The organism is Corallococcus sp. BB11-1 (genome assembly GCF_026626625.1).
Taxonomy (GTDB): Bacteria; Myxococcota; Myxococcia; order Myxococcales; family Myxococcaceae; genus Corallococcus; species Corallococcus soli.
Window position 1 is genome coordinate 801,635 of record NZ_JAPNJY010000001.1, and the last position, 17,558, is coordinate 819,192.

A 17,558-nucleotide genomic window follows, 5' to 3' on the forward strand; every position below is an offset into this window, starting at 1 on the left:
ATGGGGTGGGCCGCCGCCGTCACCACCGTGCTGCTGGCGGCGTCCCCCACCTTCGTCACGCAAGGCGACCTGACGCCCGAGCCGCGGCTGCGCGCGCTGGCGGCCTCCTCCTGGGAGTCGGTGGCGTCGCGGTACGCGGAGCAGGCGGGGGGGCTCCCGAAGCGGGCGCCCGCCGCCGTGACGCTCCAGAAGGGCACCACCCTCCCTCCCGGGAGCAACGGGCGGAGTCGGCCCGGGGTCGTGGAGCTGCGGCAGGACACGCCGGGGGTGCTGGACGATTCGCTGCTCATGGCGCTGCCCCACGAACTGGCGCACCAGCTGCTGTGGTGGGCCTGTCCCGCGTCCCGCGAGGACCGGCTCTTCCATGAGGCGTTCGCGCTGACGGTGAGCGGGGAGCTGGTCGCGTGGCGCGGGGCGGCCTACCAGTCGCTGTCGCTCGCGGCGAAGGAGGTGGCCAGCGCGCCCTCCCTGGACACGCCCCGGGCCCGCCGGGGGCTGGCGCGCATCCTGGGCGAACACCCGGGGTTCCCCGCCGCGCTGTCGCGCCGGTTGCGCCAGTGCCAGGACGGGACGCGGTGGGTGTCGCCCCTGACGGTGGAGGAGCTGGCGAACGTGGCGGTGCTGGCGCCGGCGGAGGCCACGGTGGTGGTGAGCCGGCACTCGGGGGAGGTGCTCTTCTCGCTGGGCGACGTGCACCGCGCCGTGCCGTATGGCTCCACGCTCAAGCCGTTCCTGTACGCGGCGGGGACTCCGCCTCCCGGGGCGAAGGGGGCGCCGCCTCCGCTGCTCGCGCCCCGTCGCCGCGTGCAGGAGTGGGAGTGTGGTTCGGGGCTGCCCGCGAAGATGGACGCACGGCTCGCGCTCCTGCGCTCGTGCAACGGCTACTTCCTGGACTGGGAGGCCACGGGCCAGGCGCCCAGGGCCTTCGGTGTCTGGGGGCCGGTGCTCTCCGCCGTGGGCCTCAGCGGCCTGCCGGCGGACATGACGGAGGCCATCGGGCTGCGCTCCGGACAGGCCCTGTCCCCGTGGGGGCTGGCGCAGGCATACCGGCTGCTCGCGGAGGCGCGTCCGGACGTCATCGCGCTGCTCACCGGCAACGTGGAGGAGGGCACGCTCAGCGGCCTGCCCGCGTCGCGAGCGCTGAAGGGCGTGGCCACGAAGACGGGCACGGTGCGCGATGCCGCGAGCCGGCCCCAGTTCGGGTGGGTCGTCGCCGTGGACGCGGACCACGTCCTCGTGGCGGTGCGCCCCGGCAAGATGCCCCGGCAGTTCGTGGACGAGCTGCCCGGCGTCTTCGCCCGCGTGCGGAACCTGGCGCCGGGCCAGGAGGCCGCGCACGTGCAGGTGTTCGGCCTGCTGCCGTCCGCGTCCGTGGAGGCGCGCTGCGCGGGCGCGGGCTTCGCGCTGGAGGACGGCGCGCCCCGCCCCGTGGCCGCGGACTTCGCCCGCCTGGATGCGCTCACCGCGAAGGGCCCGGCGGTGTGCCTGGGCAGCCCCTGGCGCGTGCGCTTCCCGGACGTGCCCGACGGCCGTGACTACGCGGGCGTCTTCACCTGGTCCACACCGCCGCCGTACCGCCCGCCCCCGGGCGTGCCCACCACCGCCAGCGCGCTCAAGGCCCGGCGCGGCTCGGACTTCGTCTTCCGCACCGCGCGCTTCCAGTACATGGTCGGCGTCATCACCGCCGAGGACGTCACGTTGCGGGAGGAGGCCCGCGCCGCGCTGGGCCGCGTGGTCCTCCATAACGAGCGCCACGCGCACGGCCGGCACCCCGGCCGCGCCATCTGTGACACCACCCACTGCCAGGCCTTCCGGGGCACCGTGCCCACGCGGCGCAACGAGGACATCGGCGCGCTCAAGAAGCCTCCCTTGAAGTGGGACGTCTGGCTGCCCTTCTCGCAAGGCGGACAGACGCCCTGGCGCGAAGCCCGCCCCCGCGCGCAGGTGGAGGCGCTGCTGGGCAACCGCCTCGTGGCGCTGCGCTTCGAGCAGGGCCGCGTGCGCTACCTGCGCACGGAGGGCGACCCCAACTCGCCCTACGAGGACGCGCGTTCGCTGCCCTGCGACCTGGTGCGCGCGGGCCTCAAGCTGCCCTCCTGTCCCCAGCGCGCGTCCTTCGACGGTCCCCAGGTCGTCTTCGAGGGCCAGGGGCGGGGCCACGGCGAGGGCCTGGACGTCGAAGCGGCGAAGGCTTCCCCCAGGTTCCGCTCCAGCACCCTCATCCTGGAGGACGCCTACAAGGCGTTCCCCGTCACGCCCCCGCCTCCCTGAGCCGCGCCCGGCACGGAGGGCTGTTGGCGCGGTGACAGGGAATCATCCCGGGGGGCTCGCGCTCGGGGGTGGGGCTGTCGGCCGGGCGGCCCTGGCAACCGCCTTCCGCGTCACCACCTTGCACCCGTCATTGATCCATTCGGACGAAGCACGGGAGGCAGGGACCATGGGCAACAAGAACTGGAAGACGCGGGCGGTGGCGGCGGCGGTCATGACGGGGTTGCTGGGCTTCGCGGCCCATGCCGAGGACCCCATGGCCAAGCAGGACAAGGAGGCGATGAAGCAGGGCAAGCAGGTGGGGGAGGCGGCCGCCAAGCGCGTGAAGTTCGTGGGCTCGCTGGCCGTCTTCAACAACCGGCAGATCGAGCTGGCGCGCCTCGCGGAGGAGCAGGCGACGGATCCGCGGGTGAAGGAGTTCGCCACCAAGATCCGCACCGACCACGAGAGCAACAACCAGACGCTGCGCACGTGGGCGGAGAACCAGAAGATGACCGTCAGCGCGCTGATGGACGGCAGCACGTCCGACATGGGCGTGGGCGGCTCCGGCGTGCAGCAGGGCTACGACAAGGGCATGGACAAGGCCGGCGAGAAGCTGGGCAAGTCCATCGACGAGACGAACAGGGAACTCACCGAGCTGCGCGCGAAGCAGGGCCCGGAGTTCGACAAGGCCTTCCTGTCGCGCATCGCGGAGGACCAGAAGAAGGGCAACGAGATGCTCAAGAAGGGCCGCGGCGAGTACAAGAACGACGCGACCTTCCTCGCCATCCTGAGCCAGACGGAGGGCGTGGTGTCCGGCCACGAGAAGGAAGCGAAGGAGCTTGAGAAGCAGATGAAGAAGTAGTGCGGGATGTAGCGCGGTGGGCGTCGGGCCACTCAGGCCGGTTGACTCGGCCGGGCCCGGCGCCTATCCCCTCGCGGATGCGCAAGGCTCTGGCGATGGTGGGATGGGTGGGGCTGGGAGCCCTGGGGGGCGCCTGTCAGGCGACCGTCCCGGTGGCCCCCGCCGTCCCCCTCGTGGGCGCCACGCCCGTGGGGCCCTTCGTGGAGGACGCGCGCAAGCCCTTCGAGGGCTGCGTGCCCCTGCCGTACAGCGCCACGTCGCGCACGTACCGCTGCGGCGGGCTCTCCGTATGGCTGGAGGAGCTGACGGGCGTGAGCGAGGCGCAGGCCCTGGAGGCGGGGCACGCGCGCGTCCAGGCGCGGCTGGGCTCAAGGCTCACGGAGGTCCCGGGGGAGCTGCCGCTCGCGGGACGGGCGCACCCGTCCCTGCGGTTCGCGAAGTGCGCGGGCCCGGAGGGCGAGGCGCCTTGCAGCGCGGGCGGCTACCTCACGGCGGTGACGCCCTCGGCGGGGCGCGTGCGGCAGCTGGGGTGCGTGGCGCGGGACAACGCGCGCGCGGACCTGGGCCGCTGCCTGGAGCTGTTCGCGTACCTGGCCACGCGGGGCAACCCGGAGGGCGACGTCCTGTCGCCGTCCTCGCTCGTCACGCCGCCCTTCCTGCCGTGGCGGGTCCTGGCCGTGCCGGAGGGCTGCCAGCTGGCGGACTCGACGACGCGCGCGGGGCGGATCCGCTGCGAGCACTCCACGTTCTCCTGGAGCGTCTTCCAGCCAGTGCAGCCGGGCGCGTCCCAGGTGGAGCGCTGGCGCGACCAGAGCGTGGAGGAGCTGCGCGACGCGCTCCCCGGCGCCGGCCCCGTGGAGGTGCGGGATTGCTACCTGGAGGGCGTGGCCACGCGCTGTGCCCGCTTCACCGCGCCGTCTCCGGACGGTGGGGGCGACATCGTCGTCTGGACGGGCGGCGTGGACTGGCAGGGCCGGGGCCTGTTCGCCGCGTGCAGCCTGCTCGCGAAGGACTCCCCCTTTCCGGCCTCCTGCAACGGCGTGTTCGCTCCGCGCTGAAGGGACGTGGCGTTCGTGTTCATCCTGGAAGGTGTGTCCAAGCGCTACGGTGCGTTGCAGGCCCTGCACCCGCTGTCGCTGACGTTGCCGAAGGGCGCCACCACGGTGCTCATCGGCCCCAGCGGCTGTGGCAAGTCCACGCTGCTGCGGCTGCTCAACGGCCTGGCGAAGCCGGACACCGGCCGCATCCTCTTCGACGCCCAGCCCCTGCCGGAGGACGGGGACGCGCTGCTCGCCGTGCGCCAGCGCGTGGGCTACGCGCTCCAGGGCGGCGGGCTGTTTCCGCACCTCACCGGCGCGCAGAACGTCACGCTGATGGCCCGGCACCTGCGCTGGCCGGAGGCGCGGATCCGCGAACGGCAGGGCGTGTTGATGGACCTGACGCGCTTCCCCGCGGACGCGCTGGAGCGCTTCCCCGGACAGCTCTCCGGAGGCCAGCGGCAGCGGGTGGCGCTGATGCGCGCGCTGATGTTGGATCCGGACGTGCTGCTGCTGGATGAGCCGCTGGGCGCGTTGGATCCGCTGGTGCGCCACGACCTCCAGGCGGACCTGCGCGGCATCTTCGAGCGGCTGAAGAAGACGGTGGTACTCGTCACCCATGACCTGGCGGAGGCGGCCTGGCTGGGCGACGGCATCGTGCTCATGCGCGACGGACAGGTGGTGCAGCAGGGCACGCTGGAGGACCTGGAGGCGCGGCCCGCGGACGGCTTCGTCACGCGGTTCATCCAGGCGCAGCGGCCGTTGCCCGTGGGGAGGTCCGGATGACGCGGGCGGGAGCGCTGGCGCTGCTGTTGCTGCTCGGCCTCAGCGCGTGCGCGAAGCCGCCCGGTGAGACCCCCGAGGTGCGCGTGGGCTCCAAGAAGTTCACCGAGTCCGTCATCCTGGGCGAGCTGGTGACGCAGGTGGCGAAGGACGCCGGAGCGCGGACCACGCACCGCCGCGAGCTGGGCGGCACCACGGTGCTGTGGGAGGCGCTGCGCCGGGGCGAGCTGGACGTGTATCCGGAGTACACCGGCACGCTGCGCCAGGAGCTGTTCGCCGGCCGCTCGCTGCCCGACGACGCCGCGCTGCGCAAGGCGCTCGCGGCGGAGGGGCTGCGGATGAGCGCGTCGCTCGGCTTCAACGACACGTATGCGCTGGGCATGAAGGAGGCGGAGGCCGAACGGCTGGGCATCCGCCGCATCTCGGATTTGAAGCAGCACCCGGGGCTGCGCGTGGGCTTCAGCAACGAGTTCATGGAGCGCGGGGACGGCTGGCCCGCGCTGCGCGACGCGTATGGCCTGCCCCAGCGCGACGTGAGCGGCCTGGACCACGACCTGGCCTACCGGGGCCTGGAGAGCGGCGCCCTCCAGCTCACGGACCTGTACTCCACGGACGCGGAGATCGCGGCGTACGGCCTGCGCGTGCTGGAGGACGACCGGCGCCACTTCCCCGCGTACGACGCGGTGCTGCTCTACCGCGAGGACCTGGAGGCCAAGGCCCCCCAGGCGCTCCAGGCGGTGCGCCGGTTGGAGGGCGCGCTGACGGAGGCGCAGATGGTGAAGCTCAACGCCCGCGCGCGGCTGGAGCGCGTGCCCGAGGCCCAGGTGGCGTCCGACTTCCTCCAGGCGTCGCTGGGCCTGTCGACGCAGGTGCGCACGCAGGGCACCGCGTCGCGTCTGTGGCAGCGCACGCGGGAGCACCTGTTCCTGGTGGGCGTGTCGCTGCTGGGGGCCATCGCGCTGGCCATCCCGTTGGGCGTGGTGGCCGCGCGCCGTCCCCGGCTGGGGCAGGCGGTGCTGGGGCTGTCCAGCGTCATCCAGACGGTGCCGTCGCTGGCGCTGCTGGTGTTCATGATTCCGCTGCTGGGCATCGGCTCGAAGCCGGCCATCGCGGCGCTGTTCCTCTACAGCCTGCTGCCCATCGTGCGGAACACGACGGCGGGGCTGGGGGGCATTCCGTGGGAGGTGCGCGAGTCCGCGGAGGCGCTGGGCCTGCCGGCGAGCGCGCGGCTGTGGCGCATCGAGCTGCCCATGGCGGCGCCGTCCATCCTCGCGGGCATCCAGACGGCGGCGGTCATCAACGTGGGCACGGCCACGCTGGGCGCGCTGGTGGGCGCGGGCGGCTACGGCCAGCCCATCCTCACCGGCATCCGCCTGGACGACGTGGGGCTCATCCTGGAGGGGGCCGTGCCGTCAGCGGTGCTCGCGCTCGCCGTCAGCGGCCTCTTCGAACTCATCGCCCGGACGGTGGTGCCCCGGGGGCTGCGCGTGCGGGAGTAGGGCCCGGGCTACACCGGCTCCACGCTGGACGCGGGGGCCGGGGAGGGCTCGAAGCGCGGCGCATCCTCCGCGAGCCCCGCCGCGCACAGCCGCACCAGGCACATCCACACGCAGTCGGCGAGCAGCAGGTGGATGAGCTGCATGGCCACCGGCGCCAGCAGCACCAGGTTGATGACGCCCACGCACAGCTGCGCGACGTACATGCCGGTGAGCAGCATGGACGCGCGCTTCACCTCCGGCGAGGGGCGCAGACGGGCCACCCACCGGCCCACCAGCACCAGCAGCGCGCCCACGCCCACCGCGAACACCGGGTGCAGCACGCGCAGGCGCAAGAGCAGGTGCGCCGTCTCCGACATGTCCTGGCGCAGGCCGTCCGCCAGGCTGGTGGCGGGGAACAGCGTGTCGCCCAGCGCGGCCACCGCGCCGCTGATGCCCAGGATGCCCATGCCGGCCACGCCCAGGCCCAGCATCACGGCCACCGGGCCCTGGCCCTTGATCACCATGCGCGCCCGGCCGGCGGCGGCCCACACGACCAGCGTCTGCGCGCCCACCAGCAGGAAGGTGTTGGTCAGGTGCAGGCCCATCCACACCGCGCGCCACATGGACGCGTTCTGCGCCACGTACTGGAGCAGCACGATGCCCGCGCCGACGAGCCCTTCGGTGAGCATGAAGAACAGCGCCCAGCCCGCGGCGTGCCGCGCGGGGTGTCCCTTGGGGACGGCGCGGCGGGCCCACACGTACAGGGCGACGGCGAGCAGCGTGGCCACGCCGCTGGTGAGCCGGTGGGTGTATTCGATGAGGGTCTGGACGGTGGGGGCGCGCGGCACCACCTCGCCGTTGCAGACGGGCCAGTGGTCGCCGCAGCCCGCGCCGGAGCCGGTGGCCCGCACGAACGCGCCCCAGAGGATGACGGCCAGGGTGTAGACGAGGACGCCCAGACTGAACCACTGGAAGCGGCGGGACGCGGCGGGATGGGTCATCGTCCCCCGCAACTACCGCATCCCCCTCGGCCGGGCCACCGCGCGGGAGTGGCCACCTGTCGGCTGCCCGCCATGCCCCCAACACCCGGCCTTATGGGACGGGCCGGCCAGTCCCCAAGCCTGGGGGAAGTTGTTAGCGTCACCGCGTGCCCCGCGACCGTGAAGCGCCGCCTGCCTCCCCGTCCCCCCCTGATGCGGCCGAGCGCCTGCGTCGGCTGGAGGCGGCCATCGAGGAAGGCCGTGCGCGCAAGGACGCCGCCCTGGAGGCGTGGGTGCGCCGGATGGGCCGCCTGCCCACCGAGCGGGAGCGCGACCGCTGGGAGCGGGAGTGGGAGCGAAGCGCGGAGCAGGAGCGTCGCCGGTGGGAGAAGCAGTGGGAGCGCGAGTCGAAGGACGCCCTGCGCCGCGCGGAGCGGCAGGCGAAGCGGGATGCCTACGTCTCCCAGCAGAAGGCCTGGCGGGAGGCAAAGCGCGCGGAGAAGGAGGCCCGTGAAGCGGCCACGCGCAACCCGGTGCTGGGCGTGGGCTTCCTCATCGTCGCGCTGGCGTGCGTGGCCACCGCCGCGCGGATGTGGTCGCAGTACTGGTGGCTGTTGTTCGTGGCGCTGGCGTTCTTCCAGAAGGCCGCCCGGCACCTGCGCCCCCGCAACAACCCGCTGCTGACGCGCGTGGAGGAGCCCCCAGCCCAGGTGCTGCCCGTGGAGGCGAAGGTGCCCGAGGCGCCGAAGGATCCGCGCCTCGTCCGGGTGGACGCGGTGTGCGACAAGCTGCTGGCGGAGTTCCGCGCGGCGCCGGGCGTGTTGCAGGAGTTCGTGCGTTCACCCGAGCGCACCGTGCAGGACCTGCGCAAGAGCTGCCACGAGCTGCTGCGCCGCGAGCGGGAGCTGCGCACGGTGGCCGCGCCGGAGGACGTGCAGCGGCTGGGCGAGGAGCGCAAGGGGCTGGAGCGGCGCTGGGCCCAGGAAGAGGACGTCGTGGTGCGCGACCGGCTGCGCGCGGCGTTGCAGGTGCTGGACGAACAGGTGCGCCAGCGCGCGGAGCTGACCCGGGCGGCGGACCGGCTGGAGGCGGAGTACACGCGGCTGGCCTACACGCTGGAGAACCTCTACGCGCAGGTGGTGCGGGCGCGCTCGGCGGACAGCGCGGACTCGGACGTGGCGGGCGCGGGCCTGCGCCGCAGCGTGGAGCAGCTGGGCGCGGAGATGGACGCCGTCACCGAGGCCCTGGAAGAGGTGCACGGCGCACCCATGGATGGGCGGGTGCGCACGCGCTGAGCGGCCCTATTCGCCCGCGTGCTTCGACGGGGGCGGGGCACCGGACGGCCCGGAGATGCGCACCGTCTTCGCGTTGACGAACTCCCGGATGCCCAGGTCCGCCAGCTCGCGGCCGTGGCCGGAGTGCTTCACCCCGCCGAAGGGCAGGCGCGCGTCGGACGCGACGAGCGCGTTGACGAACACCATGCCGGCCTCGATGCCGTCGATGAACCGGCGCTGCTCGGCCGCGTCCTGCGTCCACACGCTCGCGCCCAGGCCGAACGGGGTCGCGTTGGCCAGCGCCACCGCGTGCTCCAGGTCGCGGGCGCGCAGGAGCGTGGCCACCGGGCCGAAGAGCTCGTCATGGAACGCGGGCGCCTGGGGCGGTGGGTCGGCCAGCACGGTGGGCGGATAGAAGTTGCCCGGGCCGCCCTGGGGCTTGCCGCCCAGCAGCAGCCGGGTGCCGGCCTTCACGCTCTGCTGCACCTGGGCGTGCAGGCCCTCCAGGATGCCGGGCGTGGCGAGCGGCCCCACGTCCGTCTTGGGGTCCATCGGGTCGCCGACGACCATGGACTTCATGCGCTCCACGAAGCGGCGCTCGAACTCCTTGGCGATGGGCTCCGCGATGATGAAGCGCTTGGCGGCGATGCAGGACTGGCCGTTGTTGATGAGGCGCGCGGACACGGCGGTCTCCACCGCCTTGTCCAGGTCCGCGCTGGGCATGACGATGAACGGGTCGCTGCCGCCCAGCTCCAGCACCACCTTCTTGATGGCCTTGCCCGCGGCGGCGCCCACCGCGCGGCCCGCGCCCTCGCTGCCGGTGAGGGTCACGGCCTTGACGCGCGGATCCTCGATGACGCGGTTCACCTCCGAGGTTTCGATGAACAGCGATTGGAAGGCGCCCTCCGGGAAGCCCGCGTTGAGGAACACTTCCTCCAGGGCGAGCGCGCACTGGGGCACGTTGGAGGCGTGCTTGAGCAGGCCCACGTTGCCGGCCATGAGGGCGGGCGCGGCGAAGCGCACGACCTGCCAGAAGGGGAAGTTCCACGGCATGATGGCGAGCACGGCGCCCAGGGGTTGGTAGCGGACGAAGGCGGTGTCGCCATCCACGTCGATGGGCACGTCGCGCAGCAGCTTCTCCGCGCGGGTGACGTAGTAGCGGCACGCGGTGGCGCTCTTGATGGATTCGGCCTTCGCGGCCTCCAGCGGCTTGCCCATCTCCTCCGTCATGAGGCGGCCGAAGCGGTCGGCCTCCATCTCCAGGATTTCGGCGGCGCGGCGCATCCACCGGGCGCGGTCCGCGAAGGACGTCTCGCGGTAGGTGCGGAACGTGTCCGCGGCCCGTTGCAGCTTGCGCTCCAGCTCCTCGGACGAGAGCGCGTCGAAGGTGCGCAGCGTCTTGCCCGTGGTGGGGCTGATGGTGGCGATGGCCATGTGCGGGTGCCTCCCAGGTGCGAACGTCCCCGGGTGATAGCAGCCCGTCCGCCGCTGACAATGCCGACCACGCCCGAGCGTACGCCCGAGGACGTGCGCTCAGGCCTTCAGGACGACAGGTGACAGCGCATCCGACCGGAGCGCCGAGATGAAGGCGCCGAGGCTCTCCGCCAGCGGGTAGAGACGGGTCTCTCCCTCCTGGGCATGCGCGTCCCAATAGAAGACGCTCCCAGCCTCTGCTCCGGTCAGCGAGAGGCAGATTTTATCGGCGCCTTCCGTGGTCGCGATGGGGAGCAGTCCGGGAGGGATGCGCTCGCGGAAGACCTCCAGGTTCCAGTCGAGGTTGCAGGACTCGACGGGATCGTTCAGCCCGAAGAACAGGTGGATCCGGCCCAGCGGGTTTCCCTGGAGCCCGTGGAGCTTGAAGAGGTCGCGCTCGGGCCTTCCACCATTGGTGGCCAGCAGGAACGCCCGAAGCGTGCGAGGGAGCCTCAACCCGTACCGCTGTTCAAATGAGTCGAGGTCGTCCTCGCTCAGCACAGGACCGCCCTCTGTTGTTCGCATCAACTGAACCATCATGGACGACTTGAAGAACCGCATGGGTTGAGTGCCTTCACGAGGCGAGCGTCCCCAGGTGATAGCAGCCCATCCGCTGGGTGCCATGACCGAACGATGACCGAACCACCGGCTGCCCACGGCCAACGCCTCTCCGGGCCCGTGGTCCCATGGTGTCCGGTTCACAAGGACAGACGTGGAGGCTGCGCATGGGAATGGCCGTGGGAGGCAGGGGTGGAGTGAAGGCCGACATCAACGTCACGCCGTTGGTGGACGTGGTGCTGGTGCTGCTCATCATCTTCATGGTGGGCGCCCCCATGTCCGAGCAGGGCAAGGACGTCGCCCTCCCCGCCGCGGCGCAGGGAGAGCACCGCGACACCCCTCCAGCGCCGCTCATCTTCTCCCTCACCGCCGACAAGGCCCTGTTCGTCGGGACCGAAGCGCTCCCCGACGCCTCGCACTTGCAGGACCGCGTGCGCGAGGAGCTGCGCGCACACCCCGAGCGCCGTCTGCTCCTCAAGGCGGACGAAGCGCTGACGTGCGGCGACGTGCTGGAGTTCCTCCAGCGCTCGCGAGACGCGGGAGCGTTGAAGGTGTCCCTGGGTGTCGCCGTGAAGAAGACGCACTGAGGGCCCACCGCCATGCGCTCCAAACGCCAGTTCCTCGTGAAGCCGCAGTCCGCCCTCCAATCCGACATCAACGTCACGCCGCTGGTGGACGTGGTGCTGGTGCTGCTCATCATCTTCATGGTGGTGACGCCGCTGATGCGCCGCGAGCTCATGCTCCAGCTCCCCTCGCCGGAGACCACCCCCACCGACGCCCCACCGTCGAAGGCGCTGTCCCCGGGCCTCGTGCGCCTCACGGCGGACGGGACGCTGCTCCTGGAAGGGGAGGCCGTGAGCGAAGCGGACTACGTGCCGCGCCTGCGCCGCTTCCTGGAAGCCCGTCCCCGCGGCCAGCGCGGCCTGTTCTTCCAGCCCGACGCACGGGCCCCATACGCACGGCTGGTGGTGGCGCTGGACGGCGCGAAGGCCGCCGGGGCGGAAGGGCTGGGGCTCGCGGTGGACTCCCGCTGAGCGGGGCCCGGGACCTGGAGCCTGTCCGACACTCCCGCACGAATGCCGGTGGCGGGCCCGGGGTCCACGGCCTATGTCACGGCCATGTTACGCGGGCCGTGGCGGTGGCTGTCGGGTTGGGATGTGATGGTGACGCGGCCGCTGGGCCTGCTGTTGCTGGTGGTGGCGTGCGTCCTGGGGTTCGTCGTCCTGTCGGACGAGGTGCATGAGGGCGACACGCAGGACATCGACGAGCGCATCGTCCGCTCCCTGCGCCAGGATGAGGATCCCGCCATGCCCCGGGGCCCGTGGTGGCTCGCGGAGACCGCCCGGGACGTGACGTCGCTGGGCGGCGCGCCCGTGCTGTCGCTCATCACCGTGGCCGTGTGCGGCTTCCTGCTGGTGGCCCGCCGCTACCGCACGTCCCTGTTCGTCTTCGGCGCGACCGTGACGGGGTGGCTGCTCAACGCGGTGCTGAAGAACCTCTTCCACCGCCCACGCCCCTCGGTCGTGCCCCACCTCACCGAGACCATGTCCACCAGCTTCCCCAGCGGCCACGCGATGCTGTCCGCCATCACGTACCTCACCCTGGGCGCCCTGCTGGCCCAGTTCGCCGAACAGCGGCGCGTGAAGGTCTACATCCTGTCCGTCGCCCTGCTGCTGTCCGTCCTGGTGGGCTGCACCCGCGTGTACCTGGGCGTGCACTACCCCACCGACGTGCTGGGCGGCTGGGTGGCCGGCCTCGCCTGGTCCCTGCTCGTCACCGTGGCCGCCCGGAGCATGCGCCGCCGCAGCCCCGCGCTGCGCGAAGAGGCCCGGCGCCCGGTGGAGTGAGGCTCGCGCTGATGGCCCCCGCGCATGAAGAAAGAGCCCCCGCCCGCGCCCCCTGGCGCGTAGGGTCTGTGTCCTCCGTGCCTCCCTCCCACGCACAGCCTCGCCGTCCGCTCCCGCCCCCTCCCCGGAGGCGCGGATGATCCAGGCCTGGCTGTGGCGGCTGGGTTTGGGACGCGGCCGCGTCCCCGTCTTCTACGACGAGGCGTACCGCCTGCCCCTGTCCGGCATCGAGTCCTCCGTGGGCATCGAGCCGCGCAGCACCGACTTCACCACCTGGTACCTGCTGGAGTCCGGCGTCGTGCGCGCCGTGGACGTCCGCCACCCCGTGCCGGTGTCCTACGCCCAGCTCGCGCGCGTGCACGAAGCCCGCTACCTGGAGTCCCTCTCCGATCCGGCCACGCTCGCGCGCATCTACGCCACCGACCCGTCGGAGGTCCCCGTGGACGCGCTCCTGGACTCCGTGCGGCTCGTGTGCGGCGGCACGCTGGGCGCGGCGCGGCTCGCGGTCGCCCGGCAGGGCCCCGTGGTCAACATGGCCGGCGGCTTCCACCACGCCCGGCCGGAGCGGGGCGGCGGCTTCTGCACCGTCAACGACATCGCCGTGGCCGTGGCGGACCTGCGCGCCGCGGGCTTCGACGGCTCCGTGGCCGTGCTGGACCTGGACGCGCACCCGCCGGACGGCACCGCCGCGTGTCTGGCCGGCCAGCCGACGGCGTGGATCGGCTCCGTGTCCGGCAGCGACTGGGGCGTGCTGCCCCCGGGCGTGGACGAGACGCGCGTGCCGGACGGCTGCGACGACGCCACCTACGTGCAGAAGGTGAAGGACCTGCTGTCGCGCATGCCCCGCTCCGACCTCACCTTCGTCATCGCGGGCGGGGACGTGCTGCGCGGGGACCGCTTCGGCCGCGTGGGCATCACGCTGGCGGGCGCGCGCAAGCGCGACGTCGCCATCGCCTCCGCGCTCCGGGGCCGCGCCAGCGTGTGGCTGCCCGGCGGCGGCTACCACGCCGAATCCTGGAAGCTGTTCGCGGGCACGGTGCTGGTGCTCGCCGGCCTGGGCCACCAGCGCATCACCGCGCGCTATGACCCGCTGAGCGCGCGCTTCCAGCGCATCGCGCACCTGCTCACCGATGCGTCGGGCTCCGGCCCTGGACCCGCGCCCGGAGAGGAGCCCATCACGCTGGAGGACCTGGAGGGCCCGCTGCGGCTGGGCCCCGAGGTGCAGCCGCGCGTGCTGGGCCACTACACGGCGCAGGGCATCGAATACGCGCTCTTCCGCTACGGCCTGCTCTCCTACACGGAGCGCCTGGGCTACAGCCGCCTGCGCGTGGAGGTGTCCTCCACGGGCGGCACCGGCGACCGCATCATGGTGCTGGGCCACGCGGGCGGCCGGGAACACCTGCTGTCGGACACGGTGCTGGAGAAGAAGGTCCTCCAGGGGGAGAGCTTCCTCTTCGCCAACTGGCTGAGCCTGCGCCACCCGCGCGCGCGCTTCAGCGACACGCGCCCCCAGCTCCCCGGCCAGGAGGTGCCCGGCCTGGGCCTGTCGCGCGAGACGACGGAGGTGCTGCTCACCATGGCCCAGCGCCTGGACCTCGCGGGGCTGGCCTTCCGGCCCATGTGGTACCACCTGGCCTTCGTCGCCCGGGGCCGCTTCCACTTCTCCACCCCGGAGCGCCAGGGCCGCTTCGAGGCGCTGATGCGCGACGTCGCCGGGCTGCCCCTGGTGGAGGCCACCCGCGCCGTGGCCGAGGGGCGCGTGCGCCTGGACGGCCAGCCGTACCCGTGGGAGCCGGACGACATGCTCTGCCGCCTCCAGCCCGTGCCCATGGACATGGACGCCGTGGCGAAGGAGCGCGAGCGCTGCCACTTCACCGTGGTGCCCGCCGCCTCCTGACACGGGCGCGGGCCGTGGTAGTCAGGGCCCGTGGATCTCCAAGCGCAACGCCGCCAACAGCACAAGCTGCGGTTGTCCTGGATGCCGTGGCTCTACTTCGTCCTCAAGCCGCGCCACCATGAGTGGGCGCACGCGTGGCAGGGCGAGGTGCAGGACCGCCTGCGCGAATTGGAGACCGTTGAAATCGCGGAGGGGTGCTTCATCGCCCCGGAGGCGCGCATCTTCGCGGAGCCCGGGCGCACCGTCCGGATTGGACCTGGGTGCAGTATCGCCGCGGATGTCTTCATGCACGGCCCCGTGGAGCTGGGCCCCCACGTCAGCCTCAACGCGCGCGTCAACCTGGACGGCGGCGTGGCCGGCATCCGCATCGGGGAGGGCACCCGCATCGCCAGCGGCGCCACGCTCTACGCGTTCGACCACGGGCTCGCGCCGGATCGCCCCGTGCGCGGCCAGCCCGTCACGTCGAAGGGCATCGTGATCGGCCAGGACGTCTGGGTGGGCGCCAACGCGGGCATCACCGACGGCGTCACCGTGGGCGACCACGCCGTCGTGGGCATGGGCGCCATCGTCACCCGCGACGTGCCCCCCTGGGCCATCGTGGGAGGCTCCCCCGCCCGTCTGCTCGGGGACCGCCGAGACCGGCCACGCTCTGGAATCCCGGGAGGTTGGGAGCCCCCGGATACTAAGGGGAAACCCTGAGTCCCAGGCGGGTCCATTGACTTTGAAACATTCGAGCGACTTATGCTTCGTCTCGCGGTGATACGGCGAGGGGACGGGCGCCCGGGTGAACCGGATGGGTTGTCCCCTTCTTCGGGTATGAGCCGTTTCATGCGTGGGGAGGCCGCGGTGTCGCAGGAGCAACGCGAAACAGGGAGCGGCGCCGCGCCAGGACAGGCCTCCCTGGTGGGCGACGTCGTGGACACCCGCCGCTTCCAGCGCGCCGGTTCACTGCTCCGCGAGGTCGTCTTCGAACTGGACGCGGCCGGCCGCCTGGTCATGACCTGCCTCGCGTGGGAGCGGCTGATGGGCGTGCCCGCGGCGGCGTGGAAGGGCCGCTTGCTGGTGGACCTGTTCCACCCGGAGGACCGCGACCAGGCGCGCGCGCTGCTGCGCACGGCCGTGGCCCGCGTGGACTGTCCGGCGCGCCTGGAGCTGCGGCTCGCGGGGGGCGTGCAGCCCCGCTGGGTGGAGGTGTCCGTCACGGGGGACCCGGAGCGCCTGGGCGGGGTGCTGGGCACGCTGGTGGACGTGACCCCGCGAAGGCTCGCGGAGGACGCCGCCGCCACGCGCGAGCGCTACCTGGGCGCCATGGTGGAGGTGCAGCGCCGGCTGCTCGCGCCGGAGTCCACGGGCGACCTGTACAACGCCATCCTGGAGCCGCTGGGCCTGGTGGCGGGGGCCAGTCGGGCCTACGTCTTCGAGTTCCACCGCGACGGCGCCGGCCGGATGCTCCAGTCCCAGCGCGCGGAGTGGGCCGCGCCCGGCGTGTCGCGCGAATTCGAGAGCCTGGGCACGCAGGGGTGGCCGGTGGACGAGGCCTTCCGGCTGGGCCAGTGGTTGGAGCTGTCGCGCGGCGACGCGGTGCAGGGGCCGCCGGAGTCCTTCGGTGAGAGCACGGCGCCGGCGCTGAAGGCGCAGGGCATCCGCGCGCTGCTGGTGCTGCCCCTGACGGTGCACGGGGAGCTGTTCGGCTTCATCGGCTTCGACAACTGCGCCGAGTCCCGGATGTGGTCTCCGGTGGAGCTGAAGCTGCTGTCCGGCGCCGCGGGCGCGCTGTCGCTGGCGCTGGAGCAGCACACCGCGGACGCGCTGCGCGTGCGCACGGAGGCCACGCTGCGCCGCACGGAGGCGGGCTTCCACCTGCTCATCGAAGGCTTCCCGGACCCGGTGGTGGTGCACACGACGGACGGCATGCTCCTGTCGGTGAACCCGGCCATGGCACGCTACCTGGGCTACCAGGATCCGGCGGAGCTGCTGGGCCGGCACCTGCTGGGGCTGGTGCGGCGCGAGGACCAGGAGGTCGCGCGCCTCCACCTGGAGGAGGCGCAGGACGGGGGGCTGGCGGCCCGCTCGCACGAGGTGCCCCTGCTGCGCCGCGACGGGCAGGTGGTGAGCGCGGACCTGGTGACGCTGGGGGTGCTCTTCGACGGGGTGCCCGCGCGCGTCACCGTGGCGCGCGACTTCACCGAGCGCAAGCGCATGCAGGCGCAGCTCATGCTGGGGGACCGGCTGGCGTCCATGGGCATGCTGGCCGCGGGCATCGCGCACGAACTGAACAACCCGCTGTCCTACGTGCTGTCCAACCTGGAGTTCCTGCACCGCGCGCTGGGCCCCATGCCCCGGCCCCTGGGCGCCGAGGAGCTGATGGAGTACCAGCAGGTCCTGGACGACGCGCGCGAGGGCTCGGAGCGGATGCGCCAGATCGTCCGCCAGCTCAAGGTCTTCTCCCGCGTGGACGATGCGCACGACGAGCCGGTGGACCTGCACCGCGTGCTGGACTCCGTGACGCAGATGGCGGCCAGCGAAATCCGGCCGCGCGCACGGCTGGTGAAGCAGTACGGCAGCGTGCCGGCGGTGCGCGCCAACGAGGGCAAGCTGTTCCAGGTGTTCCTCAACCTGGTCATCAACGCCGCGCATGCGATTCCGGAGGGCCTCACGGACGAGCATGAGATCCGCCTCATCACCCGCGTGGACGGCGACGGGCGGGTGGTGGTGGACGTGCGCGACACCGGACGCGGCATCGCGCAGGAACACCTGAGCCGCATCTTCGACCCGTTCTTCACCACCAAGGTGCCGGGCCAGGGCACCGGCCTGGGCCTGTCCATCTGCGACACCATCGTGCGCGCGCTGGGCGGCAGCATCAGCGTGGAGTCCGCCCCCGGCCACGGCGCCACCTTCCGCGTGGCCCTGCACTCCGCCGTGCGCGGCACCGGCCCGAGCCCCGCCCGCGTGGCCTGACGCCTCGTCCCGGCGTGGAGGCGGGCCCCCGTGCCGCTGCCGCCCAACGGACTGAAACCGCCGCGCTCCCATGTTCAAGTGTGGTGCGTTGGACGGCCTGTCCTCGCAGGTGCTGTCCCATCCGGTGCGACAGGGCCACCCTGGCCTTTCATCGGGTGGGG

Annotated in this window: 15 protein-coding genes; 12 read left to right on the forward strand and 3 right to left on the reverse strand. The window is 72.7% G+C overall.

Features of this window, described 5'->3' with window-relative positions:
- The 5 genes from OV207_RS03400 to OV207_RS03420 all read left to right on the forward strand — a co-directional run bounded on the left by OV207_RS03400 (nucleotide 1) and on the right by OV207_RS03420 (nucleotide 6,431).
- A complete protein-coding gene (locus OV207_RS03400; protein WP_267552535.1) occupies nucleotides 1-2,271 on the forward strand; it encodes a SpoIID/LytB domain-containing protein in 2,271 nt (756 codons plus the stop codon).
- Between the two features lie 166 nt (nucleotides 2,272-2,437).
- Nucleotides 2,438-3,112, forward strand: coding sequence for a DUF4142 domain-containing protein (locus tag OV207_RS03405; RefSeq protein WP_267552537.1), 675 nt, complete (start codon nucleotides 2,438-2,440; stop codon nucleotides 3,110-3,112).
- Nucleotides 3,113-3,189: 77 nt separating this feature from the next.
- Nucleotides 3,190-4,170, forward strand: coding sequence for a hypothetical protein (locus OV207_RS03410; protein ID WP_267552539.1), 981 nt, complete (start codon nucleotides 3,190-3,192; stop codon nucleotides 4,168-4,170).
- Nucleotides 4,171-4,185: 15 nt separating this feature from the next.
- Nucleotides 4,186-4,935 carry an ATP-binding cassette domain-containing protein gene (locus tag OV207_RS03415; protein WP_267552796.1) on the forward strand — a complete coding sequence of 250 codons (750 nt, stop codon included), beginning with the start codon at nucleotides 4,186-4,188 and terminating at the stop codon, nucleotides 4,933-4,935.
- Nucleotides 4,932-6,431 carry a glycine betaine ABC transporter substrate-binding protein gene (locus OV207_RS03420; protein ID WP_267552540.1) on the forward strand — a complete coding sequence of 500 codons (1,500 nt, stop codon included), beginning with the start codon at nucleotides 4,932-4,934 and terminating at the stop codon, nucleotides 6,429-6,431. Before OV207_RS03415 ends, OV207_RS03420 begins: the two co-directional genes overlap by 4 nt.
- 8 nt (nucleotides 6,432-6,439) lie before the next feature.
- Here OV207_RS03420 and OV207_RS03425 read toward each other — a convergent pair whose 3' ends face one another.
- The gene (locus OV207_RS03425; protein WP_267552542.1) at nucleotides 6,440-7,411 is read right to left on the reverse strand and encodes a COX15/CtaA family protein; all 972 of its coding nucleotides are present in this window, start codon (nucleotides 7,409-7,411) and stop codon (nucleotides 6,440-6,442) included.
- Between the two features lie 146 nt (nucleotides 7,412-7,557).
- Between OV207_RS03425 and OV207_RS03430 the strand changes: the two genes are divergently transcribed.
- Nucleotides 7,558-8,685 carry a hypothetical protein gene (locus OV207_RS03430; protein ID WP_193346358.1) on the forward strand — a complete coding sequence of 376 codons (1,128 nt, stop codon included), beginning with the start codon at nucleotides 7,558-7,560 and terminating at the stop codon, nucleotides 8,683-8,685.
- Nucleotides 8,686-8,691: 6 nt separating this feature from the next.
- Here OV207_RS03430 and OV207_RS03435 read toward each other — a convergent pair whose 3' ends face one another.
- The gene (locus OV207_RS03435; protein WP_267552547.1) at nucleotides 8,692-10,098 is read right to left on the reverse strand and encodes an NAD-dependent succinate-semialdehyde dehydrogenase; all 1,407 of its coding nucleotides are present in this window, start codon (nucleotides 10,096-10,098) and stop codon (nucleotides 8,692-8,694) included.
- A 99-nt stretch (nucleotides 10,099-10,197) separates the two neighbouring features.
- Nucleotides 10,198-10,698, reverse strand: coding sequence for an SMI1/KNR4 family protein (locus tag OV207_RS03440; RefSeq protein WP_267552549.1), 501 nt, complete (start codon nucleotides 10,696-10,698; stop codon nucleotides 10,198-10,200).
- Nucleotides 10,699-10,862: 164 nt separating this feature from the next.
- Between OV207_RS03440 and OV207_RS03445 the strand changes: the two genes are divergently transcribed.
- From OV207_RS03445 to OV207_RS03470, 6 genes are all read left to right on the forward strand, one after another.
- Nucleotides 10,863-11,282, forward strand: coding sequence for an ExbD/TolR family protein (locus OV207_RS03445; RefSeq protein ID WP_267552551.1), 420 nt, complete (start codon nucleotides 10,863-10,865; stop codon nucleotides 11,280-11,282).
- Nucleotides 11,283-11,294: 12 nt separating this feature from the next.
- The gene (locus OV207_RS03450; protein WP_193346361.1) at nucleotides 11,295-11,729 is read left to right on the forward strand and encodes an ExbD/TolR family protein; all 435 of its coding nucleotides are present in this window, start codon (nucleotides 11,295-11,297) and stop codon (nucleotides 11,727-11,729) included.
- 84 nt (nucleotides 11,730-11,813) lie between these two features.
- On the forward strand, nucleotides 11,814-12,542 hold the full coding sequence (locus OV207_RS03455) for a phosphatase PAP2 family protein (protein ID WP_193346362.1): 729 nt from the start codon (nucleotides 11,814-11,816) through the stop codon (nucleotides 12,540-12,542).
- A gap of 136 nt (nucleotides 12,543-12,678) precedes the next feature.
- The gene (locus tag OV207_RS03460) at nucleotides 12,679-14,439 is read left to right on the forward strand and encodes a histone deacetylase (protein WP_267552554.1); all 1,761 of its coding nucleotides are present in this window, start codon (nucleotides 12,679-12,681) and stop codon (nucleotides 14,437-14,439) included.
- Nucleotides 14,440-14,469: 30 nt separating this feature from the next.
- Nucleotides 14,470-15,138 carry an acyltransferase gene (locus OV207_RS03465; RefSeq protein ID WP_267552555.1) on the forward strand — a complete coding sequence of 223 codons (669 nt, stop codon included), beginning with the start codon at nucleotides 14,470-14,472 and terminating at the stop codon, nucleotides 15,136-15,138.
- Nucleotides 15,139-15,267: 129 nt separating this feature from the next.
- A complete protein-coding gene (locus OV207_RS03470) occupies nucleotides 15,268-17,397 on the forward strand; it encodes an ATP-binding protein (RefSeq protein ID WP_267552557.1) in 2,130 nt (709 codons plus the stop codon).
- Nucleotides 17,398-17,558: the final 161 nt, after the last annotated feature.